This window comes from Agromyces cucurbitae (assembly GCF_058349945.1).
On the sequence record NZ_JBYRES010000003.1, the window covers coordinates 275,693 to 299,507 of the forward strand.

The window sequence follows — 23,815 nt, forward strand, 5'->3', positions numbered from 1 at the left end:
GGACTCAGCGGCGCGGGCCGGGCTCGGCCCGGAGCATCCGCATCGTGTGGTCGACGACCTCGCGCGGCCCGTCGTGGCTGCGGAGCGACCGGCCGATCGCGCGCGCGTTCACCCGGTAGGCCGGGTCGCGCCGGAGCCGGCGCAGGGCGCGCTCGACCGATCGTGCCGACGGCCGCCCGGTGCGCAGGTCGATGCCGGCGCCCGCCCACGCGACCCGCGCGGCGGCCTCGGGCTTGTCGAGGTCGCCGCCTGCGACGACGAGCGGCACGTCGGCTGCGAGTGCCGCGAGCACCCCGCCCCAGCCTCCGTTCGTGACCATCGCGTCGCAGCGCGGCAGGAGGCTCGCGTGCGGGAGAAGGCCGGCGACGCGCGCGTTCGGCGGGGTCTCGAACGGCAGTGAGGCGTCGCCGCGCCGTCCGGTCGAGACGGCCGCGAGCACCCGCATCCGCCCGAGTGCGGCGAGCGCCGGCTCGATGAGGTCGTGCGGATCGAGGTTCTGCGTGCCCTGCGTGACGTGCACGACGGGGTCGGGCGACTCGAGCACGTCGCGCCACCATTCGGGCGGGTCGACGCCGTCGTCGCCCGGCGCGGCCAGGCGGCCGACGAACCGCAACCGGCCGGATGCCGCCGGGCGGGGGTACTCGAGCTCGGCGACGCCGTTCGCGCAGACCAGCTGCGGCGAGTAGCAGGCCTCGTCGAACGTCGTCGCCGTGGGCGGCAGCCCGACCGCGCGGCGCTGCTCGGCGTACGCCCGCTGGATCGGCCGGGTGACGTACCGGGCGGCGCGGTGCAGCGCCCGGTCGCGCACACGGCCGGCCCAGCCTCGGGCGGGTCGCAGTGCGAGGCCCGCCGGCGGCAGTGCGGGGTCGGGCAGGGTCAGCGGGGTCAGGTTGACCGTCACCCACGGCGTGTCCAGCGATTCCGCGGCGAGGGCGGCGCCGAGGCTCGTCGCCTCGGCGACGATGACGTCCCATGCGCGATCCGCGTAGGCGCGGCGCAAGTCGTCGAACTGCCCCGATCCGGTGCGCACGAAGAGGTGCTCGACGTTGAGCAGCAGTTGCCTCGGGCCCTTGCGTCCCGCGAGCGCGGGGAAGGTCGTCGCGAGGTCGTGCTCGTCGAAGTCGGGCGCCGATCGCCAGGGCACGACCTCGGTGCCGACGGCCTCGAACCGGCCGGCGTAGGCAGCGCCCGTGTAGACCCGCACCGCGTGCCCGGCAGCCGTGAAGGCGCTCGCGACGGCGACCATCGGTGCGACGTGCCCGTGGAACGGCGTGACGGCGATCATGACCTCGGCCATGTCCGATTCCACCACCGTCGGTGCGCGCACCGCGCCCCGTGAACGGGGGGAGCGCGCGCCGAGCCCGGAGAACGGGTTCGGGGTTCCCCCCGAGGCCGGTTCAGCGGTACTCCGGGCGACCGCGATGCGGCGAACCGATTCGATGGTGAACCGTCGCCCCCTCGGCGCACTCCACCAGATCGAATCGAAAGGCCCCGTCATGTCATCCACCACCCTCGGCACCGGTCGCACCGCCCCGGCTGCAGGCCTCGACCACGTGCTCGAGCGCGCCGACGCCGCGCAGGCGGTGCTCCAGCGCTTCTTCGCCCGCACCGGGGTCCCGGCCCTCCGCATCTCCCTCGGCCTCGTGTTCGCGGTCTTCGGTGCGCTCAAGTTCATCCCGGGTGCGAGCCCCGTCGACGACCTCGTCATGCGGACGTGGCACTCGCTCTCGTTCGGGCTCGTCGACGGCTACGCCGCGATGGCGCTCACGGCTGCGCTCGAGGTGTTCGTCGGCCTGACGTTCATCACCGGCAAGTTCCTCCGCATCGGCCTGCTCGCCCTCGCCGCGACCTTCGTCGGCATCTTCTCGCCGCTCGTCTTCTTCACGGGCGAGCTGTTCAGCACGGCGGGCCCGTCGCTCACCGCGCAGTACATCCTCAAGGACGTCGTGCTCGTGGCGGCGGCGATGGTCGTCGCGGCCGGCGCGCTCACCCGGCCGATCCGTCGCCGGTGATCCCGCGGCGGCGCGGGGCGACCCGCCGGCGCCGGCTCCGGCTCCGCTGAAGCGGCTCCCGTGCTATGCGGGAGCCGCTTCGTCGTCGGCGCGTTCGCCCCACGCGGCGAGCACCGCAGCTGCGAGCCCGAGCCCGATGAGGCTGCCGTGGGGCCAGTACGTGAACAGCACGGTCGAACCGACGATGACGACGAGCAGTGCGGCGAGCAGGAGCCGCTCCCACAGTGGAGCGCGGCCGCCGTTGGCGATCGCCACGACGATCGCCCACACGCCGATCGCGAGCAGCGCGAAGGCCTCGGCGCCCCAGAGGGCGTGCAGCGGCGCATCGTCGGGGTGGTTCGCATACGACAGCACCGTGACGACCGCGGCCGCGAGCAGCAGCCAGCCGAGCACCCGACCGGTCCAGCCGAGCGCGGCGAGTACGGGGCCGGTCGCGAGCCAGATGAGCACGAACGACAGGGCCGACGCCGCGCCGAACACGAGGTAGAAGTCGCCGGCGCCGATCGAGGTCAGTGCCGCTCGCAACCCGTCGTACACGGGAAGGGCGTCGAGTGCAGCGAGCCACGCGGGGGTCTCGGAGCCCGACCAGACCGCCTGCTGCGGCGGCAGCAGGAAGAACGCCCAGCCGGCCGCGGCCAGCGCGGCGATGATGCACCAGGGTCTCGAGGGATGCCGTCGCATGCCCGAACCCTAGCGCCAAGCGCACCGCCGAAGCAGCCCCGCGAACGGCCGCCCCGGCGGTCGCGGTTGCACGACCGGCGCGGCCGACCCGGTAGACTGGGCGGAGTTGGCAACCTTTAAGGCCGTCCTGAGAGGCGGAGAAGGGAGTCGGTTGATGGCACGTGCCGTGCTCAGTCAGGCTGACATCCAGCGGGCGCTCACCCGCATCTCGCACGAGATCCTCGAATCCAATCGCGGAAGTCGCGATCTCGTCCTCCTCGGCATCCCGACCCGTGGCGTGATCCTCGCCCGTCGCATCGCCGAGACCATCGCCCGCATCGAACCCGATGCGCCGGCACCGAGTGTGCTCGCGGGCGCGCTCGACGTGACGATGTACCGCGACGACCTCGGGCGCACCCGCACCCGCACGCCGTCGCCCACGCAGCTGCCGCCCGGCGGCATCGACGGAAAGACCGTCGTGCTCGTCGACGACGTGCTCTACTCGGGCCGCACCATCCGGGCAGCGTTCGACGCCCTGGCCGACCTCGGGCGTGCCCGCGCCGTGCGGCTCGCCGTGCTCGTCGACCGCGGCCACCGCGAGTTCCCCATCCGCGCGGACTTCGTCGGCAAGAACCTGCCCAGCTCGACCCGCGAGCGCATCAACGTGCGCCTCGTCGAGACCGACGGCGACGACGCCGTCACGATCGAGGGGGGCGACGAGTGAAGCACCTGCTCGGCACGCGCGACCTGTCGCGCGACGACGCGATCGCGCTGCTCGACATCGCGGAGGACATGGCGGCCGTGCAGGAGCGCGAGGTCAAGAAGCTCCCGACCCTGCGCGGCAAGACCGTCGTCAACCTCTTCTTCGAGGACTCGACCCGCACGCGCATCTCGTTCGAGGCCGCCGCGAAGCGCTTGAGCGCCGACGTCATCAACTTCAGCGCCAAGGGCTCGAGCGTCTCGAAGGGCGAGAGCCTGAAGGACACCGCGCAGACGCTGCAGGCGATGGGCGCCGACGGCGTCGTCATCCGCCACCACTCGTCGGGGGCCCCGTACACGCTCGCGACGAGCGGCTGGATCGACGCGGGCGTCGTGAACGCCGGCGACGGCACCCACGAGCACCCGACCCAGGCGCTGCTCGACGCGTTCACGATGCGGCGACGCCTGCACGGCTCCGGCTCGCGCGGACGCGGCCTCGACGGCGTGCACGTCGTCATCGTCGGCGACATCCTGCACTCCCGCGTCGCCCGGTCGAACGTGTGGTTGCTGAACACTCTGGGCGCCGAGGTCGAGCTCGTCGCGCCGCCGACGCTCGTGCCGGTCGCGACGGGCTCCTGGCCCGCGGCCGTCGGGTATGACCTCGACGCGGCGCTCGCGAGCTCGCCCGACGTCGTCATGATGCTCCGCATCCAGGCCGAGCGCATGCACGCGGCGTTCTTCCCGAACAGCCGCGAGTACACCCGCACGTGGGGGCTCGACGACGCCCGGTTCGATGCGCTCCCGCCGACTACGATGGTCATGCACCCCGGACCCATGAACCGCGGGCTCGAGATCTCGGCCCGTGCGGCGGACTCGCCGCGGTCGACGGTGCGAGAACAGGTCGCGAACGGAGTATCAGTGAGAATGGCCGCCCTCTATCTGCTGCTGTCGGGCGAACGGGGTGAGGCCTGATGGGCGAGCGCCACCTGATCACGGGGGCCACGCTGCCGAGCGGCGAGCGGGCCGACATCCTGCTGGCCGACGGCATCATCGCCGAGGTCGGCACGATCGCGGATGCCGCGGGCGCGACGGTCCACGACGCCGACGGCCTCGTGGCGCTGCCGGGCCTCGTCGACCTGCACACGCACCTCCGCGAGCCGGGCTACGAGCAGAGCGAGACGGTGCTCACGGGCACGCAGGCCGCGGCCGCGGGCGGCTTCACCGCCGTCTTCGCGATGGCGAACACCTTTCCGGTCGCCGACACGGCGGGCGTCGTCGAGCAGGAGGCGAGCCTCGGCCGCGCCGCCGGCTTCGCCACGGTGCAGCCGATCGGCGCCGTGACGGTCGGCCTCAAGGGCGCCGAGCTCGCCGAGCTCGGCGCGATGGCCAGATCGCGCGCGAACGTGCGCGTCTTCAGCGACGACGGCTTCTGCGTCTCCGACCCGCTGCTCATGCGCCGGGCGCTCGAGTACGTGAAGGCGTTCGACGGCGTGATCGCCCAGCACGCCCAGGAGCCGCGCCTCACCGAGGGCGCCCAGATGAACGAGGGCCCGCTCTCGGCCGAGCTCGGCCTCACCGGCTGGCCGGCCGTCGCCGAGGAGTCGATCATCGCCCGCGACGTGCTGCTCGCCGAGCACGTCGGCAGCCGGCTGCACGTCTGCCACGTGTCGACGGCCGGTTCGGTCGAGGTCATCCGCTGGGCGAAGGCCCGCGGCATCGACGTCACGGCCGAGGTCACGCCGCACCACCTGCTGCTCACCGACGACCTCGTGGCCGGCTACGACCCGCGGTTCAAGGTCAACCCGCCGCTGCGTCGCACGGAGGACACGCTCGCGCTGCGCGAGGCGCTCGCCGACGGCACGATCGACATCGTCGCGACCGACCACGCCCCGCATCCGGTCGAGGCGAAGGAGAGCGAGTGGGATGCCGCGGCCAACGGCATGGTCGGCCTCGAGTCGGCACTGCCGGTCGTGCACGCGGCCATGGTCGAGACGGGGCTCATCGGCTGGGCCGACGTCGCGCGCGTCCTGTCGCAGGCGCCCGCCCGCATCGGGCGGCTGCACGGACACGGCGAAGGCATCGCGGCGGGCGCCGCCCCCGAGCTGACGCTCTACGACCCGCAGGCGAGCGGCGTGTTCGACCTCGACCGCCTCGCCGGCCGCAGCGTGAACTCGCCGTACCTGGGACGCACCCTGCCCGGCCGAGTGGTCGCCACGTTCCACGCCGGCTACGCGACGTGCCTCGACGGGCGGGTCCGCCCCGCCGACGAGATCGCCGCGCTCGCCGCCGAAGCGACCGGGCGAGCGAATGGATAAGGCGATCGGCGCGTTCGTCGCCGTCGCGATCATCGCCGTCGTGGCGTGGCTCGTGCTGCGGTCGTGGCGTCGGCGCACCGCCCGCGACGCCGCGCTCTCGGCGCACCCGCTGCCGGCCGTGCTCAGCATCCCGACCCTCGAGGCCGAGGTGCTGTACGTCGCCACGACGCCCGCCGGCGAGCCGCTCGAGCGCCTCGCGGTGCCGGGCCTCGCGTTCCGGGGCGCCGGGCGCGTCGAGGTCTCGGCCGAGGGCGTGGCACTGCGCATCGCGGGCGAGCCCGTGAGCTTCATCCCCGCCGATCGGCTCATCGGCGCGGCGACCGCGACCTACGCGATCGACCGCGCGGTCGAGCCCGAGGGGCTCATCGCGGTGAGCTGGATCGCCGCACTCGACGACGCGGAGGCCGAGGCCCCGCGCGTCGACAGCTATCTGCGCGCCCGGTACCCGGGCGACCAGGCCCGCATCATCCGGGCCATCGACGACATCGCCGCCGCGCCCGACGCGCCGCGGCACGAACACGAGAGCGAGGCCTCGGATGACTGAGACCACCACCCGCACGGGCGACCACGCCGTGCTCGTCCTCGAAGACGGCACCCGCTACGAGGGCCGCGCGTACGGCGCTCGCGGCCGCACCGTCGGCGAGGCCGTCTTCGCGACCGGCATGACCGGCTACCAGGAGACCCTGACCGACCCGTCGTACGCCGGGCAGATCGTCATGATGACGGCCCCGCACATCGGCAACACGGGCATGAACGACGACGACGAGGAGTCGAACCGCATCTGGGTCGCCGGCTTCGTCGTCCGCGACCCCTCGCGCGTCGTCTCGAACTTCCGCTCGCAGCGGAGCCTCGACGACGACCTCGAGCGATCGGGCGTCGTCGGCATCTCCCGCATCGACACCCGTGCGCTCACCCGCCACCTCCGCTCGGCGGGCGCGATGCGCGCCGGCATCTTCTCGGGCGACGACGCGCTGCTGAGCGCGGGCGAGCAGCTCGCCGTCGTGCAGTCGGGGGCCGAGATGGCCGGACAGAACCTCTCCGCGACGGTCTCGACGGCCGAGGCGTACACGTTGCCCGCCGAAGGCGAGCGGGTCGGCTCGGTCGCCGTGCTCGACCTCGGCGTCAAGGCGTCCACGCTGCACTACCTCGCCGAGCGCGGCTTCGACGTGCACGTGCTGCCGCAGACGGTGACCGCCGACGAGATCCTCGCGATGCAGCCCGACGCGCTGTTCTACTCGAACGGGCCTGGCGACCCCTCGGCCTCCGACCAGCACGTCGAGCTCCTCCGCACCGCGCTCCGGGCGGGCGTCCCGTACTTCGGCATCTGCTTCGGCAACCAGCTGCTCGGCCGTGCGCTCGGCTTCGGCACCTACAAGCTGCCCTTCGGGCACCGCGGCATCAACCAGCCGGTGCTCGACCGGTCGACCGGTCGCGTCGAGATCACGGCGCACAACCACGGCTTCGCCGTCGACGCGCCGATCGACGCGGTGAGCGAGTCCGCACAGGGCTTCGGCCGCGTCGAGGTCAGCCACGTCGGCCTCAACGACAACGTGGTCGAGGGCCTCAACTGCCTCGACATCCCCGCGTTCAGCGTGCAGTACCACCCCGAGTCGGCCGCCGGCCCGCACGACGCGAACTACCTCTTCGACCGTTTCCGTGACATGGTCATCGCGAGCAAGGAGAACGGCAACTAATGCCCAAGCGCGACGACATCAACTCCGTCCTCGTCATCGGCTCCGGGCCGATCGTCATCGGCCAGGCGGCCGAGTTCGACTACTCGGGCACCCAGGCGTGCCGCGTGCTGCGCGCCGAAGGCGTGCGCGTCATCCTCGTGAACCCGAACCCGGCCACGATCATGACCGACCCCGACTTCGCCGACGCGACCTACATCGAGCCGATCACGCCCGAGATCATCGAGCAGATCATCATCAAGGAGCGCCCCGACGCGGTGCTGCCGACGCTCGGCGGCCAGACCGCGCTCAACGCCGCGATCGCGCTGCACGACGCGGGCATCCTCGAGAAGCACGGCGTCGAGCTCATCGGCGCGAAGGTCGACGCCATCCGCAAGGGCGAAGACCGCCAGCTCTTCAAGGACCTCGTGATCGAGGCGGGCGCCGACGTCGCCCGCTCGCACGTGGCGAAGACGCTCGACGAGGCGAAGGCCTTCGCCGAGGACCTCGGCTACCCGCTCGTCGTACGCCCCTCGTTCACGATGGGCGGACTCGGGTCGGGCTTCGCCTACACCGAGGACGACCTCGTGCGCATCGTCACGCAGGGCCTGCACGACTCGCCCACGACCGAGGTGCTCCTCGAGGAGTCGATCCTCGGCTGGAAGGAGTACGAGCTCGAGCTCATGCGCGACACCCACGACAACACGGTCGTGGTGTGCTCGATCGAGAACGTCGACCCGGTCGGCGTGCACACGGGCGACTCGATCACGGTCGCGCCGGCCCTCACGCTCACCGACCGCGAGTACCAGAAGCTGCGCGACATCGGCATCGACATCATCCGCGCGGTCGGCGTCGACACCGGCGGCTGCAACATCCAGTTCGCGGTCGACCCCGAGAACGGGCGCGTCATCGTCATCGAGATGAACCCGCGGGTGTCGCGGTCGAGCGCCCTCGCCTCGAAGGCGACCGGCTTCCCGATCGCGAAGATCGCCGCGAAGCTCGCGATCGGCTACCGCCTCGACGAGATCCCGAACGACATCACGCGGGTGACCCCGGCGAGCTTCGAGCCGACGCTCGACTACGTCGTCGTCAAGGTGCCGCGGTTCGCGTTCGAGAAGTTCCCGGCCGCCGACCCGACGCTCACGACGACCATGAAGTCGGTCGGCGAGGCCATGGCGATCGGCCGCAACTTCTCGACCGCCCTGCAGAAGGCCCTCCGTTCGCTCGAGAAGCGCGGCTCGTCCTTCCACTGGGGTGAGGAGGAGCGTACGGTCGACGAACTGCTCGAGCAGGCGACGGTGCCGACCGACGGCCGCATCGTGCTCGTGCAGCAGGCGCTCCGCAAGGGCGCGACGATCGAGCAGGCGTTCGAGGCGACGAAGATCGACCCGTGGTTCCTCGACCAGATCGTGCTCATCAACGAGGTCGCCGACCACGTCGCGGCCGCCGAGGCGCTCGACCACGACACCCTGCTGCTCGCCAAGGACCACGGGTTCTCCGACGTGCAGATCGCCGAGCTCCGCGGGTTCGGCAGCGAGGACGACGCGCGAGAGGTTCGTCACATCCTCGGCATCCGTCCCGTGTTCAAGACGGTCGACACCTGCGCGGGGGAGTTCCCGGCGCTCACGCCGTACCACTACTCGAGCTACGACGCGGAGACCGAGGTCGAGCCGAGCGAGCGGCGCAAGGTCGTCATCCTGGGCTCCGGGCCGAACCGCATCGGCCAGGGCGTCGAGTTCGACTACTCGTGCGTGCACGCGTCGTTCGCACTCTCGGACGCCGGGTTCGAGACGATCATGATCAACTGCAACCCCGAGACCGTCTCGACCGACTACGACACGAGCGACCGCCTGTACTTCGAGCCGCTGACCCTCGAGGACGTGCTCGAGGTCATCCACGCCGAGTCCCAGACGGGCGAGCTCGTCGGCGTCGTCGTGCAGCTCGGCGGCCAGACCGCGCTCGGCCTCGCGAAGGGCCTCGAAGCGGCCGGCGTGCCCATCCTCGGCACGACCCCCGAGGCCATCGACCTCGCCGAGGAGCGCGGCCTGTTCGCCGGCATCCTCGAGAGCGCCGGGCTCCTCGCACCGCGCAACGGCACGGCGATCGACCTCGTCGGCGCCCAGCACGTGGCCGAGGGCATCGGCTACCCGGTGCTCGTGCGCCCGAGCTACGTGCTCGGCGGCCGCGGCATGGAGATCGTCTACGACTCGGCGTCGCTCGCCGACTACTTCGCCCGCATCGAGGGACAGGGCATCGTCGGCCCGAGCCACCCGCTCCTCGTCGACCGCTTCCTCGACGATGCGATCGAGATCGACGTCGACGCGCTCTACGACGGCACCGACCTGTACGTCGGCGGCGTCATGGAGCACATCGAGGAGGCCGGCATCCACTCGGGCGACTCGAGCTGCACCCTGCCTCCTGTGACGCTCGGCCGCGCCGAGGTCGACCGGGTGCGCGAGGCGACCCGGGCCATCGCCGAGGGAATCGGCGTGAAGGGCCTGCTCAACGTCCAGTTCGCGATCGGCGCGGGCGTGCTCTACGTGCTCGAGGCGAACCCCCGTGCGAGCCGCACGGTGCCGTTCGTCTCGAAGGCGCTCGGCATCCCGCTCGCGAAGGCCGCGAGCCGCATCATGGTCGGCGCGACGATCGCCGAGCTTGTCGCCGAGGGCCTGCTGCCCGCCGCCGACGGCTCGCGCATCCCGCTCGACGCGCCCGTGGCCGTGAAGGAGGCGGTGCTCCCGTTCCACCGCTTCCGCACGCGCGAGGGCATCATGGTCGACTCGGTGCTCGGCCCCGAGATGCGCTCGACCGGTGAGGTGATGGGCATCGACCGCGACTTCCCGCGCGCCTTCGCGAAGAGCCAGCTCGCCGCCTACGGCGGCATGCCCGACGCGGGCACGGTCTTCGTCTCGGTCTCCGACCGCGACAAGCGCGCCGTCATCCTGCCGATCCTGCGCCTCCAGCAGCTCGGCTACGAGATCGCCGCGACGGAGGGCACCGCCGAGGTGCTCCAGCGCAACGGCATCCGGGCCCGCGAGGTGCTGAAGTTCCACGACAAGCCCGACGCCGACGCGACGAGCGTGGTCGAGCTCATCCACCGCGGCGAGGTCGACGTCGTCGTCAACACGCCGAGCGGCCGCACGTCGCGCGCCGACGGCTACGAGATCCGCGCCGCGGCCGTCGCCGCCGACATCCCGCTGTTCACGACCATCGCCGAGCTCTCGGCGGCGGTGGCCTCGCTCGACGCGAAGGACGGCGGGTTCGAGGTCACGAGCCTGCAGGACTACGCGCGCACGCGGGAGGTGACGGCGTGACCGACGAGATCGTCCCGTTCGGCGAACGGCTCGGCGCGGTCTTCGCCGCCTACGGCCGGCTCTGCGTGGGCATCGATCCGCATGCCTCGCTGCTGTCCGCGTGGGGGTACGACGACACGGCCGCCGGGGCCCGCGAGTTCGGCCTGCGCGCCGTCGATGCGGCGGCCGGGCGCGCCGGGATCGTGAAGCCGCAGGTCGCGTTCTTCGAGCGTCACGGCGCCGCCGGGTACGCGGCGCTCGAGCGCGTGCTGCACGAGGCGCGCGATGCCGACCTGCTCGTGATCGCCGACGCGAAGCGCGGCGACATCGGCACGAGCGTCGACGCCTACGGCGAGGCCTGGCTGCGGCCCGGTTCGTCGCTCGAGGCCGACGCGATGACGATCAGCGCCTTCCAGGGACTCGGCTCGATCGAGTCGGTCATGACGTCGGCGGAGCGGTGGGGCAAGGGGCTCTTCGTGCTCGCGGCGACCTCGAACCCCGAGGCCGCGGCGATCCAGCGCGCCGTGCTCACGCAGTCGAGCCGCGAGGGTGCGACCGTCGCCGGCGCCATCGCCGCCGGCGTGGCGAGCTGGAACCAGGGGCGGCCCGATGCCGCCGACCGGGAGTTCGCCTCGGTCGGCCTCGTGCTCGGGGCGACCGTCGACCTCGCGGCCTCGGGCATCGACGTGCACGGCGACGTCCCGCGGCCGGGGCTCCCCGTGCTCGCGCCCGGCTTCGGCCACCAGGGCGGTGAGGTGCGCGACCTCGCGGCGATCTTCGGCGCGCTGTCCGCCGGCGTGATCGTGAGCGAGTCGCGTTCGCTGCTGTCCGCCGGCCCCGACGGCCTGGCCGACGCCGTCGCGCGGCGCATCGACGAGATCGGCGCGGCCGATGTCTGAGCGTGCCGTGACCTCGACGAATCCGCCCGACGTCGATCGGGTCGCCGCGTCGCGCGCCGCCGTCGCGGCGCGTCGGGCTCGCGCGAGCGTGAAGGCCGACGTCGCCGCCGGGCGGCGGAGCCCGCTCGACGTGCTGCGCGTCGCGTTCGAGGAGCCCGACGGCGTCGAAGGGCGCCTGCGGGTCACCGAGTTCCTCACCTCGATCCCCGCGATCGGCGCCACGAAGTCGGCCAGGATCATGCACGAGCTCGAGATCTCGACCTCGAAGCGGCTCGGCGGCCTCGGCCGCCTGCAGCGCCGACGCCTCCGCGAGTTCATCGCCGAGTGGGTCGCGGCGCACGGGGGCACGGGCGACCGGCTCGTCGTGCTCGCCGGCCCCACCGCGGTCGGCAAGGGCACGGTGGCCGGGTACATCCGCCAGCACCACCCCGACGTCCGGCTGTCGGTGTCGGCGACGACGCGCGCCCCGCGTCCCGGCGAGGTCGAGGGTGAGAGCTACTACTTCGTCGACGACGCCGAGTTCGACCGCATGGTCGAGGCCGGCGAGCTGCTCGAGTGGGCGACGGTGCACAACGCGTACCGGTACGGCACGCCGCGTCGCCCCGTCGAGGAGGCGATCGCCGCCGGACAGAGCGTCCTGCTCGAGATCGACATCCAGGGCGCCCGGTCGGTGCGGAGGGCGATGCCCGACGCGACGCTCGTCTTCCTGCTGCCGCCGAGCTGGGACGAACTCGTCCGCCGGCTGGTCGGACGCGGCACCGAGTCGGCGGCCGAGCAGCAGCGACGCCTCGAGACGGCGAAGGTCGAACTCGCCGCGGTCGACGAGTTCGACCACCAGGTCGTCAACCACGACGTCGGCGAGGCCGCCCAGAAGGTCGTAGACTTGATGCGACCGCGCAAGGGCCGGCGCTGAACCGTCGCGGTTCGGCCGCCCTCGCCACGAGCTTTCGAGCGCCACGAGCGCATCCCACGATCAAGGAGTCATTCCATGGCTGAGAAGCAGTCCGGCATCATCGACCCGCCCATCGACGACCTGCTGTCGAAGGTCGACTCGAAGTACCAGCTGGTCATCTTCGCGTCGAAGCGCGCGCGTCAGATCAACGACTACTACGCCGACCTGCACGAGGGCAGCCTGTTCGACAACGTCGGCCCGCTCGTCGACTCGTCGATCGACGACAAGCCGCTCTCGGTGGCCATGCACGAGATCAACGAGGACAAGCTCCGGCTCCGCCCCCTCGGCGAGTGATCCCGGGGGCCGCATGACCCTCAACATCGTCGTCGGCATCACCGGCGGCATCGCGGCCTACAAGGCCGTCGGCGTCGTGCGAGCTCTCGTGCTCGCCGGCCACGACGTGCACGTCGTGCCGACGGAGGGTGCGCTGCGCTTCGTCGGCCGCCCGACGCTCGAGGCGATCTCGCGCAACCCGGTGCACACCGACCTCTACGAGGGCGTCGCCGAGGTGCGTCACGTGGCGATCGGCCAGGCGGCCGACCTCATCGTGATCGCGCCGGCGACGGCGAACACGATCGCGAAGCTCGCCACGGGTCTCGCCGACGACCTGCTCGGCAACACCGTGCTCGCGAGCGAGGCGCCCGTCGTGGTCGCCCCGGCGATGCACACCGAGATGTGGCGCCACCCCGCGACGCAGGCGAACATCGCGACCCTCCGGGCGCGCGGCGTGACGGTCGTCGGCCCCGCCGTGGGGCAGCTCACGGGCGCCGACAGCGGCCCCGGCCGCATGGAGGAGCCCGACGTCATCGTCGCGGCCGCCCTCGCGCGCGCGGCATCCTCGTCGAACCGCGACCTCGAGGGTCGACGGGTCGTGGTGACCGCAGGCGGCACGCGTGAGCCGCTCGATCCGGTGCGATTCCTCGGCAACCGCTCGAGCGGCAAGCAGGGCGTCGCGATCGCGGAGGCGGCGCGCGCCCGCGGCGCGCACGTCACGCTGATCGCCGCGAACCTGGAGATCGCCGAACCCGACGGCTGCGACGTACGACGCGTGTCGAGCGCGCTCGAGCTCCAGGACGCCGTGACCGATGCGGCGCAGGGCGCCGACGCGGTCGTCATGGCCGCCGCGGTCGCCGATTACCGCCCGGCGAACGTGAGCGAATCGAAGATCAAGAAAGACGCCACGGGCGACGGCCTCACCCTCGAGCTCGTCCGCAACCCCGACATCCTCGCCGGCCTCGGCGCCGCGCCCCACGACGGCACGCTGCTCGTCGGCTTCGCCGCCGAGACCGAGGCCGACGACGAGCGGCTGCTCGAACTCGGCCGGTCGAAGCGCCGCGCCAAGGGCGCCGACCTGCTCGTCGTCAACCGGGTCGGCTGGACCGAGGGGTTCGCGACCGACGAGAACGCGGTCGTGATCGTCGACCGCGACGACACGGTCGTCACACGACTTCACGGAACCAAGGCGTCGGTGGCCGATGGCATCCTCGACGTGGTTGTCTCGAAGCTGACGAGCACCACCGAACGCACGAAAGAAGCCGACCCCGCATGAGCGCCCTCCGCCTGTTCACCTCCGAGTCCGTGACCGAGGGGCACCCCGACAAGATCTGCGACCAGATCTCCGACTCGATCCTCGACGCACTGCTCGCGGTCGACCCGCACAGTCGCGTCGCCGTCGAGACCCTCGTCACGACCGGGCTCGTGCACGTCGCGGGCGAGGTCACGACGTCCGGCTACGTCGAGATCCCCGCGATCGTCCGCGAGCGGGTCACGTCGATCGGGTACGACTCGTCCGACGTGTGGTTCGACGGCCGCTCGTGCGGCGTGTCCGTGTCGATCGGCGGCCAGTCGCCCGACATCGCCCAAGGCGTCGACCACGCGTTCGAGGCGCGCGAGCGGGCGAGCGACGACGAGCTCGACCGGCAGGGCGCAGGCGACCAGGGCATCATGTTCGGCTACGCCACGCGCGAGACGCCCGAGCTCATGCCCGTGCCGATCTGGCTCGCGCACCGGCTCGCCGAGCGGCTCGCGAACGTGCGCAAGACCGGCGAGCTCGACTACCTCCGGCCCGACGGCAAGACGCAGGTGACGGTCGGCTACGACGGGCCGACGCCGAAGACGATCGAGACGGTCGTGCTCTCGACGCAGCACTCGCCGGCGGTCTCGAACGAGCAGCTCCGCGCGGAGGTCGAAGAGCTCGTCATCCGGCCCGTGCTCGACACCGTCGAGCTCGCGCGTCCCGAGCTGGCGGTGCTCATCAACCCGACCGGCCGTTTCGAGATCGGCGGTCCGCAGGGCGACGCGGGGCTCACCGGCCGCAAGATCATCATCGACACCTACGGCGGCGCGAGCCGGCACGGCGGCGGCGCGTTCAGCGGCAAGGACCCGTCGAAGGTCGACCGCTCGGCGGCCTATGCGATGCGCTGGGTCGCGAAGAACGCGGTGGCCGCGGGCCTCGCCGACCGGCTGGAGCTGCAGGTCGCGTACGCGATCGGCAAGGCGTCGCCCGTCGGGCTGTACGTCGAGACGTTCGGAACGGGTGTCGTGCCCGACGAGCAGATCATCGCGGCGATCCGCGAGGTCTTCGACCTGCGCCCCGCGGCGATCATCCGCGACCTCGACCTGCTCCGCCCGATCTACGCGCAGACGGCCGCCTACGGTCACTTCGGCCGCGAGCTTCCCGACTTCACGTGGGAGCGGCTCGACCGCGTCGACGACCTGCGCACGGCCGCCGGGCTCTGAGGTGGCGGGCGGCGCCGTCGCCAGGGTGCTCGTCGACTCGCCGCTGCCGCAGCTCGACCAGCTCTTCGACTACCGCGTGCCCGAACGCCTCGTCGAGGCGGCGCGGGCCGGGGTGCGCGTGCGGGTTCCGCTCCGATCGGGCGGCCGCATCGCCGACGGCTGGCTCGTCGAGCTCGCTGCGACGAGCGCGTACGAGGGGCGCCTCGCCGACCTCGAGGACGTCGTCTCCGAGGTGCCGCTGCTCACGCCCGAGGTGTGGGCGCTCGCCCGGGCCGCGGCCGACCGCGCGGCGGGCAATGCGAGCGACATCCTGCGGCTCGCCATCCCCAGCCGGTACGTGCGGGTGGAGCGTGCGTGGCGTGCCGCTGAGCCAGACGCCGGCGAGCTGCCGACCGCGACGGCGATCGACGGCTTCGCTCCCGGGGCCGTCGAAGCCGCGATCGCCGCGGGGGAGCGGATCGCGCTCGCAGCCGACCCGAGACCCGTGCGGCTGCCGGGTGGCGAGTGGGTCGGCGCATGGGCCGCGACGATGGCGCAGGCCGCCGCGCTCACGCTCGCGCACGACCGGTCGAGCCTGCTCGTCGTACCCGACTACCGCGACCAGGAGCAGCTCGAGGCGGCCCTCGCTGCACTCGTCGATCCGCGCCGGGTGCTCCGCACCGACGCGAGGCAGACGGGCGGTGCGCGCTTCCGGTCGTTCCTCGATGCGACGGGCGATGACGCGCGCATCATCGTCGGCAACCGCTCGACCGTCTACGCGCCCGCGGCGCGGCTCGGCCTCATCGCGATGTGGGACGACGGCGACGCGCTCCAGCACGAGCCGCTCTCACCCGGGGTGCACCCACGCGACGCGGCGCTCATCCGTCAGGAGCAGTCCGGGGCGGCCCTCGTCTTCCTCGGCCATACCCGCAGCGTCGAGGTCGAACGGCTCGTCGAGATCGGGTGGATGCGCGAGATCGCCCCGCATCGGCACACGAGGCCGCGGGTCATCCTGACCGAGCAGCAGGCGCGTCCCGAGCCGGGGTCGGCACGCATCCCGTCGACCGCGTGGCGCCAGGCCCAGGAGGCGGTGCGCGAAGGCCCCGTGCTCGTGCAGGTCGCACGACCGGGCCACACGCCGATGCTCGTGTGCGACCGCTGCCGGGAACCGGCCCGGTGCGTCGCCTGCGGGGGCGGCCTCGCCGTGCCCCGGTCGGGCGGCCAGCCGCGGTGCACCCTGTGCGGCACGAGTGCGGCCTCGTGGCAGTGCCCCGTCTGCGAGTCGACGAAGCTGAGAGCCGCGACCGTCGGCGCGAGCCGCACGGCCGACGAGCTCGGGCGGGCGTTCCCGCGTGCGAAGGTCGTGCTGTCCGACGGCGAGCGCCCGGTGCTGCGCGTGGGCGCCGAACCGGCGCTCGTCGTCGCCACGAGAGGCGCGGAGCCCATCGCCGACGGCGGCTATCGCGCCGTGCTGCTCCTCGACGGCGAGCGGATGCTGCTGCGCGAGTCGTTGCGCGTCGCCGAGGACTGCCTGCGCTGGTGGTCGAACGCCGCCGCCCTCGCCGCACCCGGCGCACCCGTCTACCTGGTCGGCGTCGCCGGCGCGCTCGCCCAGGCGCTCGCGGGCTGGCGCCAGCTCGAATGGGCCGGGACCGAGCTCGCCGCCCGGCGCGCGCTCCGGTTCCCGCCCGCCGTGCGCGTGGCGAGCGTGACGGCGCCGCACGCAGGGGTCGCGCGAGCGATCGAGGCGGCGAAGGCCGCCTCGCCGGGCGTCGACGCGCTCGGTCCGGTACCCGTCGACGACGAGCTCGAGCGGGCGATCCTGCGATTCGACTACGGTGCCGGCACTGCGGTCGCGAAGGCGCTGCGAGCCGAGATGATCACGGTCGCCACCGAGCGGCGCCGCCCCGTCGGCGGCCGGCCGCCGAGGCGGCCACGGGTCCTGCGAGTGCGGTTCGACGATCCCGACGTGCCGTAGGAACGCCGACGTCGTCCGAGGGGAGGGATTCCGTCCTCCTCGCGACGGGGAGTCCGCGCGGAGCCTCGCCCGGCGCGTCCGACGTCGTTAGCGTGGCGACATGACTCGCGACCGACTCATGAGCCTGCTCCTGCAACTCGCGTTCCCCGCCGGCGGGATCGTGTACTTCGCGCTCTGGTGCACCGCCGAGGCGGGTCGTGGACAATGGCCGCCCATGATGCCGCCACCGGAGTGGGCGGTGTTCGCGGGATTCGGCACGGCGATCGGGCTCGCGGGGCGGTATCCCCGGGCCGGCTCGCTCGTCGCGGCCACGACGCTCGCCGTGATGACGTTCGTGCCCGTGATGCGCCTCGACGGTTCGGTCTGGGCCGCGCTGCTCGCACTCCCGATCGTCGGCGCGGCGGTCGCCTCGGCGCCACGTCGCCGAATCTGGGCGGCCGCCTACGTGGGCATCTCGATCGTGCTCGTCGACATCTGGCTGGTGCTCGCCGGAATGCAGCAGGGGTTTCTCATCCCGGCATCCGATGTCTGGGCGTCAGCGCTGTACACGCTGCTGAACCCATTCGCGATCGCAACGGCGCTCGTCATGGCTGCGTCGTGGGCCATCGGGTGCGCGCTGGGCCTCGTGCGGACCCGGTACGCCGAGCGTCTTGCGGCCGCACGTCAGGCCGCCGAGCTCCGCGAGGCGGAGCGCGAGCTCGCGGCCGCGCTCGAGCACGAGCGCTTCGCGCGGGAGATCCACGACGTGGTCGCGCACTCGCTCGCGGGGATCGTCGCCCAGGCCGACGGCGCCCGGTACGCCGGCGACGAGCGCGGGGCGGCGAACGAGGCGCTCGATGCGATCGCCGAACGCGGTCGCGGAGCACTCGTCGAAGTGCGGAGGCTACTCGACGGGCTCGCCGATCGGGGTGAGTTCGAAAGCCCGGGCATCGATCGACTCGACGAACTCGTCGCGGGTGCACGCGCGTCAGGGCTGGACGTGGACATCGTGGAACGCGGCGACGTGGCCGAACTCGCACCTGCCCAGTCGCGCGCGCTGTATCGGATCATCCAGGAGAGCCTGACGAACGCCGTCCGGCACGGCGATCGTTCGGCGTCGACGTGGGTGGTGCTCGACCGCCGCCCCGACGGCGTGGGCTTCGAGGTCGTCTCAGCCGGGCGCGGCGATCGCGTCGCAGGCGCGCAGGGTCGCGGCATCGTCGGAATGCGGGAGCGGGCGAGGCTCGCGGGCGGATGGCTCGGGGTCGACGCCGAGGACGAACGGGGCTTCGTCGTCGCCGGGTTCGTGCCGACCGGGAGATCCGGCGCGGCGTCGGGCGCCGGAGCGGCGCCGAACGGTGAGGCCGGAGCATGATCGTGCGCGTCGCGATCGCCGACGACGAACGGCTCTTCTGCACGGGAATCGGAATGCTCGTCGAGTCGCAGCCGGATCTCGCCTTCGTGGGCGCCGTGCACCGCGGCGACGAGGTGCCCGGGTTGGTCGAGTCGGTGCGGCCCGACGTCCTGCTGATGGACGTGCGGATGCCGGGGCTCGACGGGATCTCGGCGACGGAGAACCTGCTCGCCGCCACCGGGGACCGCCCGCGCGTGATCGTGTTGACGACGCACCGCGGGGAGATCGCCGTGCAGCGGGCGCTGCGCGCCGGCGCGCGGGGGTTCCTCATGAAGGACACGACTCCCTAACTGCTGCTCGCGGCGGTCCGAGCGGTGCACGACGGCGGCACGGTCGTGGCCCCGGCCGAGCCGGCCGGCCTCGTGCGCGACATTCCCGATCGCCCGCGCGACGACGCCTCGATCGCCGTGCTGTCACGGCGCGAGCGCGAGGTCTACCTGCTCGCCGCGCGGGGGCGTTCGAACGCCGAGATCGCGGCGGCGGCCTTCATCTCGGAGACCACCGTCAAGAGCCATGTCTCGGCGGTGCTCGCCAAGCTCGGCCTCGCTTCACGTCTGCAGCTCGTGGCGCACGCGTGGGAGCACGGGCTGCTCGGCTGATCTCGCGCCCATCACGTGACCACCCGTGGCTCAGGGCTGGCTTTCGAGGCGACACGCCAGGTGGCTGGCGGCCCGGTCGGCGTGTCGCCGGTGATCCCAGCCCGGAGCGACGGCAGTGACCTCGTCGGATGGTCGCGGCGCGCCGATCCGGAAGAATGGCGGGGTGAACTCCCTGCGCCTCGTCTTCGCCGGAACGCCCGCCCCCGCCGTGCCGAGCCTCGAACGCCTCGCGGCGAGCCGGCACGAACTCGTCGGCGTCGTCACCCGGCCCGACGCGCCGCTCGGGCGCAAGCGCGTGCTCACCCCGTCGCCGGTCGCGGCGGCCGCCGACCGGCTCGGCCTCCCGGTCGTGAAGGCCGCACGGCTCGATGCGGCCGCGACGGGCGAGATCGGGGCGTTCCGGCCCGACCTCGGGGTGATCGTCGCGTACGGCGGGCTCGTGCGGGAGCCGCTGCTGTCGGCTCCGCGGTTCGGCTGGATCAACCTGCACTTCTCCGCGCTGCCGGCCTGGCGCGGAGCCGCGCCCGTGCAGCACTCGATCATCGCGGGCGATGCCGAGCTCGCGGCATCCGTCTTCCAGCTCGTGCCCGAGCTCGACGCCGGCGACGTGTATGCGATGCACCGCCGGCCCGCCGACGACGCGCTCACGGCGGGCGCCGCACTCGAGCTGCTCGCGGGCGAAGGAGCCGAGCTGCTCGCCGACGTCGTCGATGCGATCGCCGACGGCTCGGCCGCCGCGGTGCCGCAGCGCGGGAACCCGACCTTCGCGCCCAAGCTCACGATCGACGACGGGCGACTCGACTGGGCGCGCGAGGCGCGCGAGGTGCTCGCGCGCTACCGGGGCGTGACTCCCGAGCCCGGCGCGTGGACGACGATCGGCGGCGAGCGGATCAAGGTGCTCGAGGCGCGCGCCGTCGAGGCCGGCCCGGCCGAAGGGCCGGCGCTCGCCCCGGGTGAGCTGCGCCTCGAGCGACGTCGGGTGCTCGTGGGCACGGCGAGCGCCCCGATCGAGCTCGTGCGCGTGCAGCCGGCGGGCAAGGGCCCGATGACCGCCGCCGACTGGGGGCGTGGGCTCGCGAGCGACGCCGACCGGTCGCTGGTGTAGGGACTTCCGCCGCGCGTGCGGGTGTCGGGGCGCGTCGACGGCGGGTCGGGCAGCAGTTCCTCCGGTTGCGAGGAGGCGCGTGCGGGCACGCGCGGCGCCCCGCGCGGCCCCGCCGCGTACAGTTGACGGGTGAACGACGAACGCCCCGCACGCAGACCCGGCCGTCGACAGGGCGGCTCCCGCGCGCCGCGCGCGGCCACCCAGGTCCGCGTGTCGCCGCCGCGCATCGTCGCGTACGAGGTGCTCGAGGCGGTCCGCGCCGACGAGGCGTTCGCCAACCTCCTGCTCCCGAACCGCATCGCGCGGTCGAAGCTGAGCGAGGCCGACGCGGCCCTCGCGACCGAACTCACCTACGGCACACTGCGTCTGCGCGGCTTCTACGACGCCGTGATCGAACTCGCCGCCGGCCGGCCCGCCGACCGCATCGATCCGGCCGTGCTCGACATCCTGCGGCTCGGCGTGCACCAGCTGCTCGCCACCCGCGTGCCGACGCATGCCGCGGTCAACGAGTCGGTCGTGCTCGCGAAGCGCCTCGCGCCGCAGGCGAGCGGTTTCGTGAACGGCGTGCTGCGCACGGTCTCCCGCACGAGCGGCGACGAGTGGCGCGAGGCGGTCGGCGCCGAGCAGCGGTCCGACGACGCCCGTACCGCGGTGCTCTCGTCGCACCCCGAATGGGTCGTCCGTGCGTTCCGCGCCGCGCTCGACGCGGAGGGTCGGGCCGATGAGCTCGACGACCTCCTCACCGCCGACAACGCCGCCCCGCGAGTCAACCTCGTCGCACTGCCGGGGCTCGGCGACGAGCTGCCCGCCGACCTCGGTGCGCCGAACCGGTTCTCGCCGATCGGGTTCACCGCCGACGGGCCGCTCGCGCTCGTCGCCGCCCACGAGGGCCGCATCCGGGTGCAGGACGAAGGCTCGCAGCTCGCCGCGCTCGCGCTCACGAGGGCGACGCCCGTGCAGCCGGGGGAGCGCTGGCTCGACCTGTGCGCCGGCCCCGGCGGCAAGACCGCGATCCTCGCCGCCGAGGCGCTCGCCGCCGATGCGTCGCTCGCAGCGAACGAACTCGTGCCGGCGCGGGCCGAGCTCGTGCGCCGGGCGATCGCGGGCGTGCCGCTCGACGTGCACGTCGCGGTCGGCGACGGCCGCGAGACCGACACGGCGGCGCTCGGCGCCGACGGCGGCTTCGACCGCATCCTGCTCGATGCCCCCTGCACGGGACTCGGTGCGCTCCGTCGCAGGCCCGAGGCGCGCTGGCGCAAGCAGCCCGCCGACGTCCCCGAGCTCACCCGACTGCAGGGCGAGCTCTTCGACCGGGCGGTGGGGCTGCTCGCACCCGGCGGCATCCTCGCCTACGTCACGTGTTCTCCGCACGCCGCCGAGACCCGCGGCACGCTCCGTGCCGGACTCCAGCGGCACCCCGGCCTCGAGCAGCTCGACACGCGCGCGGTCGTGCAGGCCGCCGCGCGCGAGCCGCTCGATCTCGCGGGCGAGCCCGAGACCGTGCAGCTCTGGCCGCACCGGCACGGCACCGACGCGATGTTCATCGCGCTCGTGCGCCGCACCGGCTGAGGGGCCGGCGAACCCGACCGTCGACCGGAGCGGCCGGGCGCCCGCCTCGGCCGACGGGCAGGCGACGGCGCGAGGCATCCCGCCGCTGGCTAGGCTTGCGCGCATGACGACGCGCATCAACCCGAGCATCCTCGCCGCCGACTTCGCGAACATCGAGCACGAGCTCGGTCGCATCTCGACCGCCGATCTCGTGCACGTCGACGTCATGGACAACCACTTCGTGCCGAACCTCACGTTCGGGCCGCAGATGGTCGAGCGCATCCAGGCGACGAGCCCGATCCCGCTCGACGTGCACCTCATGATCGACGACCCCGACCGTTGGGCGCCCGGCTACGCCGAGCTCGGCGCCGCGAGTGTGACGTTCCATGTCGAAGCCGCGACCGACCCCGTCGCGACGGCGCGGCGACTTCGCGAGATCGGTGCCCGCGCGGGCATCGCGCTCAAGCCCGGCACCGACGCCGAGCCCTTCCTCGACGTGCTGCACGAGTTCGACCAGGTGCTGGTGATGACGGTCGAGCCGGGCTTCGGCGGGCAGTCGTTCATGCCCGAGACCATGCCGAAGCTGCGCCGGGTGGCCGACGCCGTGCGCGCCCGCGGCCTCGACGTCTGGCTGCAGGTCGACGGCGGTGTCACGGTCGACACGATCGGCATCGCGGCCGAGGCCGGGGCCGACACGTTCGTCGCGGGCTCGGCGGTCTTCAGGGGCGTCCCCGAGGAGCAGATCACGGCGCTGCGGGCGGCGGCCGCGACGCACGCGCACTGACCGTCCGTCGCGCACCGGTAGTCTGGGGGCGTGAAGACCTTCGACGAACTCTTCGTCGAGCTCAGCGACAAGGCCCGCACCCGCCCCGAGGGTTCCGGCACCGTGCGCGAGCTCGACGCCGGCGTGCACGCCATCGGCAAGAAGATCGTCGAGGAGGCCGCCGAGGTCTGGATGGCCGCCGAGTACCAGAGCGACGCCGAGACCGCTGAGGAGATCTCGCAGCTGCTCTACCACCTGCAGGTGCTCATGCTCGCGAAGGGGCTCTCGCCGGCCGACGTGTACCGACATCTCTGATCGCGCTCCCATGCCCGATCAGCTCCGTCGACACGAAAGCCAAGACATGCTCAGAATCGCCGTGCCCAACAAGGGGTCGCTCGCCGACACCGCCGCGCAGATGCTGTGGGAGGCCGGGTACACCGGACGCCGCGACCAGCGCGACCTGCACACCGCCGACCCCCGCAACGGGGTCGAGTTCTTCTACCTCCGCCCGCGCGACATCGCGACGTACGTCGGCTCGGGTGCGCTCGACGTCGGCATCACGGGTCGCGACCTCCTGCTCGACTCCGGGTCGGATGCCTCGGAGATCGCGCCGCTCGGATTCGGCGACTCGACCTTCCGGTTCGCAGGGCCTGCGGGCCGCTTCTCGGAGCTCGCCGACCTCGAGGGCGTACGCGTCGCGACGAGCTACCCCGGTCTCGTGGGCGCCTTCCTCACCGCCCAGGGGGTCACGCCGTCGAAGCTCGTGAAGCTCGACGGCGCGGTCGAGTCGGCCGTGCGGCTCGGCGTCGCCGACGCGGTCGCCGACGTCGTGTCGACCGGGGCGACCCTTCGCCAGGCCGGGCTCGAGATCTTCGGCCCGGTCATCCTCGAGTCGGAGGCGGTGCTCATCGGATCGGGCGTCGACAAGCCCGGTGCGGCGACGCTGCTGCGTCGCCTGCAGGGCGTCCTCGTCGCGCGCCAGTACGTCCTCCTCGACTACGACGTGCCCGTCGAGCACCTCGAGCAGGCCACCGCCGCGGCGCCGGGCTTCGAGTCGCCGACAGTCTCGCCGCTGCACGACCCCGAGTGGGTCGCGGTGCGCGTCATGATCCCGCGCGTCGACATGAACCACGTCATGGACGAGCTCTACGCGCTCGGCGCCCGGGCGATCCTCGTGAGCGCCATCCACGCGGCCCGGTTGTGAGGTGGTG

The 23,815-nt window shown here is 73.0% G+C and carries 23 protein-coding genes; 21 read left to right on the forward strand and 2 right to left on the reverse strand.

Annotated features, from left to right (window positions below):
* Positions 1-4: 4 nt before the first annotated feature.
* Positions 5-1,297 carry a glycosyltransferase gene (locus AC3RJ6_RS12545; RefSeq protein WP_491427406.1) on the reverse strand — a complete coding sequence of 431 codons (1,293 nt, stop codon included), beginning with the start codon at positions 1,295-1,297 and terminating at the stop codon, positions 5-7.
* A gap of 199 nt (positions 1,298-1,496) precedes the next feature.
* Between AC3RJ6_RS12545 and AC3RJ6_RS12550 the strand changes: the two genes are divergently transcribed.
* A complete protein-coding gene (locus tag AC3RJ6_RS12550) occupies positions 1,497-2,012 on the forward strand; it encodes a DoxX family protein (RefSeq protein WP_491427407.1) in 516 nt (171 codons plus the stop codon).
* Positions 2,013-2,075: 63 nt separating this feature from the next.
* On the opposite strand, the gene AC3RJ6_RS12555 is transcribed toward AC3RJ6_RS12550, so the two are convergent.
* Positions 2,076-2,693 (reverse strand): hypothetical protein, encoded by a 618-nt coding sequence (locus tag AC3RJ6_RS12555; RefSeq protein ID WP_491427409.1) that lies wholly within the window; start codon positions 2,691-2,693, stop codon positions 2,076-2,078.
* 151 nt (positions 2,694-2,844) lie between these two features.
* On the opposite strand from AC3RJ6_RS12555, the gene pyrR reads away from it, so the two are divergent.
* The 20 genes from pyrR to hisG all read left to right on the forward strand — a co-directional run bounded on the left by pyrR (position 2,845) and on the right by hisG (position 23,808).
* Positions 2,845-3,396 (forward strand): bifunctional pyr operon transcriptional regulator/uracil phosphoribosyltransferase PyrR, encoded by a 552-nt coding sequence (gene pyrR / locus AC3RJ6_RS12560; protein WP_491427410.1) that lies wholly within the window; start codon positions 2,845-2,847, stop codon positions 3,394-3,396.
* Complete coding sequence (locus tag AC3RJ6_RS12565; RefSeq protein ID WP_491427412.1) at positions 3,393-4,343, forward strand: aspartate carbamoyltransferase catalytic subunit; 951 nt, start codon at positions 3,393-3,395, stop codon at positions 4,341-4,343. Before pyrR ends, AC3RJ6_RS12565 begins: the two co-directional genes overlap by 4 nt.
* Positions 4,343-5,686 carry a dihydroorotase gene (locus AC3RJ6_RS12570; RefSeq protein ID WP_491427413.1) on the forward strand — a complete coding sequence of 448 codons (1,344 nt, stop codon included), beginning with the start codon at positions 4,343-4,345 and terminating at the stop codon, positions 5,684-5,686. The genes AC3RJ6_RS12565 and AC3RJ6_RS12570 overlap by 1 nt, the downstream gene beginning before the upstream one ends.
* Positions 5,679-6,230: a PH-like domain-containing protein gene (locus AC3RJ6_RS12575; protein WP_491427414.1), complete on the forward strand. Its 552-nt coding sequence runs from the start codon at positions 5,679-5,681 to the stop codon at positions 6,228-6,230. Before AC3RJ6_RS12570 ends, AC3RJ6_RS12575 begins: the two co-directional genes overlap by 8 nt.
* Complete coding sequence (gene carA / locus AC3RJ6_RS12580; protein WP_491427415.1) at positions 6,223-7,380, forward strand: glutamine-hydrolyzing carbamoyl-phosphate synthase small subunit; 1,158 nt, start codon at positions 6,223-6,225, stop codon at positions 7,378-7,380. Before AC3RJ6_RS12575 ends, carA begins: the two co-directional genes overlap by 8 nt.
* On the forward strand, positions 7,380-10,670 hold the full coding sequence (gene carB, locus AC3RJ6_RS12585; protein ID WP_491427416.1) for a carbamoyl-phosphate synthase large subunit: 3,291 nt from the start codon (positions 7,380-7,382) through the stop codon (positions 10,668-10,670). Before carA ends, carB begins: the two co-directional genes overlap by 1 nt.
* Positions 10,667-11,548, forward strand: a complete 882-nt coding sequence (gene pyrF / locus AC3RJ6_RS12590; RefSeq protein WP_491427417.1) for an orotidine-5'-phosphate decarboxylase — start codon at positions 10,667-10,669, stop codon at positions 11,546-11,548. The genes carB and pyrF overlap by 4 nt, the downstream gene beginning before the upstream one ends.
* Complete coding sequence (gene gmk / locus AC3RJ6_RS12595) at positions 11,541-12,461, forward strand: guanylate kinase (RefSeq protein ID WP_491427418.1); 921 nt, start codon at positions 11,541-11,543, stop codon at positions 12,459-12,461. The genes pyrF and gmk overlap by 8 nt, the downstream gene beginning before the upstream one ends.
* A 75-nt stretch (positions 12,462-12,536) precedes the next feature.
* On the forward strand, positions 12,537-12,794 hold the full coding sequence (rpoZ, locus tag AC3RJ6_RS12600) for a DNA-directed RNA polymerase subunit omega (protein ID WP_231430904.1): 258 nt from the start codon (positions 12,537-12,539) through the stop codon (positions 12,792-12,794).
* 13 nt (positions 12,795-12,807) lie between these two features.
* On the forward strand, positions 12,808-14,049 hold the full coding sequence (gene coaBC, locus AC3RJ6_RS12605) for a bifunctional phosphopantothenoylcysteine decarboxylase/phosphopantothenate--cysteine ligase CoaBC (protein WP_491427419.1): 1,242 nt from the start codon (positions 12,808-12,810) through the stop codon (positions 14,047-14,049).
* On the forward strand, positions 14,046-15,239 hold the full coding sequence (gene metK / locus AC3RJ6_RS12610; RefSeq protein ID WP_491427420.1) for a methionine adenosyltransferase: 1,194 nt from the start codon (positions 14,046-14,048) through the stop codon (positions 15,237-15,239). The genes coaBC and metK overlap by 4 nt, the downstream gene beginning before the upstream one ends.
* 1 nt (position 15,240) lies before the next feature.
* Positions 15,241-17,196 carry a primosomal protein N' family DNA-binding protein gene (locus AC3RJ6_RS12615; protein ID WP_491427421.1) on the forward strand — a complete coding sequence of 652 codons (1,956 nt, stop codon included), beginning with the start codon at positions 15,241-15,243 and terminating at the stop codon, positions 17,194-17,196.
* 100 nt (positions 17,197-17,296) lie between these two features.
* Entirely contained in the window at positions 17,297-18,550 is a 1,254-nt protein-coding gene (locus AC3RJ6_RS12620; protein ID WP_491427422.1) for a sensor histidine kinase, read from the forward strand.
* Positions 18,547-18,879, forward strand: coding sequence for a response regulator (locus tag AC3RJ6_RS12625; protein WP_491427423.1), 333 nt, complete (start codon positions 18,547-18,549; stop codon positions 18,877-18,879). Before AC3RJ6_RS12620 ends, AC3RJ6_RS12625 begins: the two co-directional genes overlap by 4 nt.
* A gap of 24 nt (positions 18,880-18,903) precedes the next feature.
* Positions 18,904-19,188 carry a response regulator transcription factor gene (locus AC3RJ6_RS12630; protein WP_491427424.1) on the forward strand — a complete coding sequence of 95 codons (285 nt, stop codon included), beginning with the start codon at positions 18,904-18,906 and terminating at the stop codon, positions 19,186-19,188.
* Positions 19,189-19,360: 172 nt separating this feature from the next.
* Positions 19,361-20,293: a methionyl-tRNA formyltransferase gene (fmt, locus tag AC3RJ6_RS12635; RefSeq protein ID WP_491427800.1), complete on the forward strand. Its 933-nt coding sequence runs from the start codon at positions 19,361-19,363 to the stop codon at positions 20,291-20,293.
* A 129-nt stretch (positions 20,294-20,422) separates the two neighbouring features.
* A complete protein-coding gene (locus AC3RJ6_RS12640) occupies positions 20,423-21,862 on the forward strand; it encodes an RsmB/NOP family class I SAM-dependent RNA methyltransferase (RefSeq protein ID WP_491427425.1) in 1,440 nt (479 codons plus the stop codon).
* A gap of 103 nt (positions 21,863-21,965) precedes the next feature.
* Positions 21,966-22,625 (forward strand): ribulose-phosphate 3-epimerase, encoded by a 660-nt coding sequence (gene rpe / locus AC3RJ6_RS12645; protein ID WP_491427426.1) that lies wholly within the window; start codon positions 21,966-21,968, stop codon positions 22,623-22,625.
* Positions 22,626-22,655: 30 nt separating this feature from the next.
* On the forward strand, positions 22,656-22,919 hold the full coding sequence (locus AC3RJ6_RS12650) for a phosphoribosyl-ATP diphosphatase (RefSeq protein ID WP_157424159.1): 264 nt from the start codon (positions 22,656-22,658) through the stop codon (positions 22,917-22,919).
* A gap of 46 nt (positions 22,920-22,965) precedes the next feature.
* A complete protein-coding gene (gene hisG / locus AC3RJ6_RS12655) occupies positions 22,966-23,808 on the forward strand; it encodes an ATP phosphoribosyltransferase (RefSeq protein ID WP_491427428.1) in 843 nt (280 codons plus the stop codon).
* Positions 23,809-23,815 lie beyond the last annotated feature (7 nt).

Excerpts from the sequence above, each read along its gene's own strand:
- AC3RJ6_RS12550 (WP_491427407.1), top strand. The coding sequence starts at position 1,497 with ATGTCATCCACCACCCTCGGCACCGGTCGCACCGCCCCGGCTGCAGGC.
- rpe (WP_491427426.1), top strand. The coding sequence starts at position 21,966 with ATGACGACGCGCATCAACCCGAGCATCCTCGCCGCCGACTTCGCGAAC.
- AC3RJ6_RS12555 (WP_491427409.1), bottom strand. The coding sequence starts at position 2,693 with ATGCGACGGCATCCCTCGAGACCCTGGTGCATCATCGCCGCGCTGGCC.
- hisG (WP_491427428.1), top strand. The coding sequence starts at position 22,966 with ATGCTCAGAATCGCCGTGCCCAACAAGGGGTCGCTCGCCGACACCGCC.
- carA (WP_491427415.1), top strand. The coding sequence starts at position 6,223 with ATGACTGAGACCACCACCCGCACGGGCGACCACGCCGTGCTCGTCCTC.
- AC3RJ6_RS12575 (WP_491427414.1), top strand. The coding sequence starts at position 5,679 with ATGGATAAGGCGATCGGCGCGTTCGTCGCCGTCGCGATCATCGCCGTC.
- rpoZ (WP_231430904.1), top strand. The coding sequence starts at position 12,537 with ATGGCTGAGAAGCAGTCCGGCATCATCGACCCGCCCATCGACGACCTG.
- coaBC (WP_491427419.1), top strand. The coding sequence starts at position 12,808 with ATGACCCTCAACATCGTCGTCGGCATCACCGGCGGCATCGCGGCCTAC.
- carB (WP_491427416.1), top strand. The coding sequence starts at position 7,380 with ATGCCCAAGCGCGACGACATCAACTCCGTCCTCGTCATCGGCTCCGGG.
- AC3RJ6_RS12625 (WP_491427423.1), top strand. The coding sequence starts at position 18,547 with ATGATCGTGCGCGTCGCGATCGCCGACGACGAACGGCTCTTCTGCACG.
- gmk (WP_491427418.1), top strand. The coding sequence starts at position 11,541 with ATGTCTGAGCGTGCCGTGACCTCGACGAATCCGCCCGACGTCGATCGG.
- metK (WP_491427420.1), top strand. The coding sequence starts at position 14,046 with ATGAGCGCCCTCCGCCTGTTCACCTCCGAGTCCGTGACCGAGGGGCAC.
- AC3RJ6_RS12620 (WP_491427422.1), top strand. The coding sequence starts at position 17,297 with ATGACTCGCGACCGACTCATGAGCCTGCTCCTGCAACTCGCGTTCCCC.
- AC3RJ6_RS12570 (WP_491427413.1), top strand. The coding sequence starts at position 4,343 with ATGGGCGAGCGCCACCTGATCACGGGGGCCACGCTGCCGAGCGGCGAG.
- AC3RJ6_RS12545 (WP_491427406.1), bottom strand. The coding sequence starts at position 1,297 with ATGGCCGAGGTCATGATCGCCGTCACGCCGTTCCACGGGCACGTCGCA.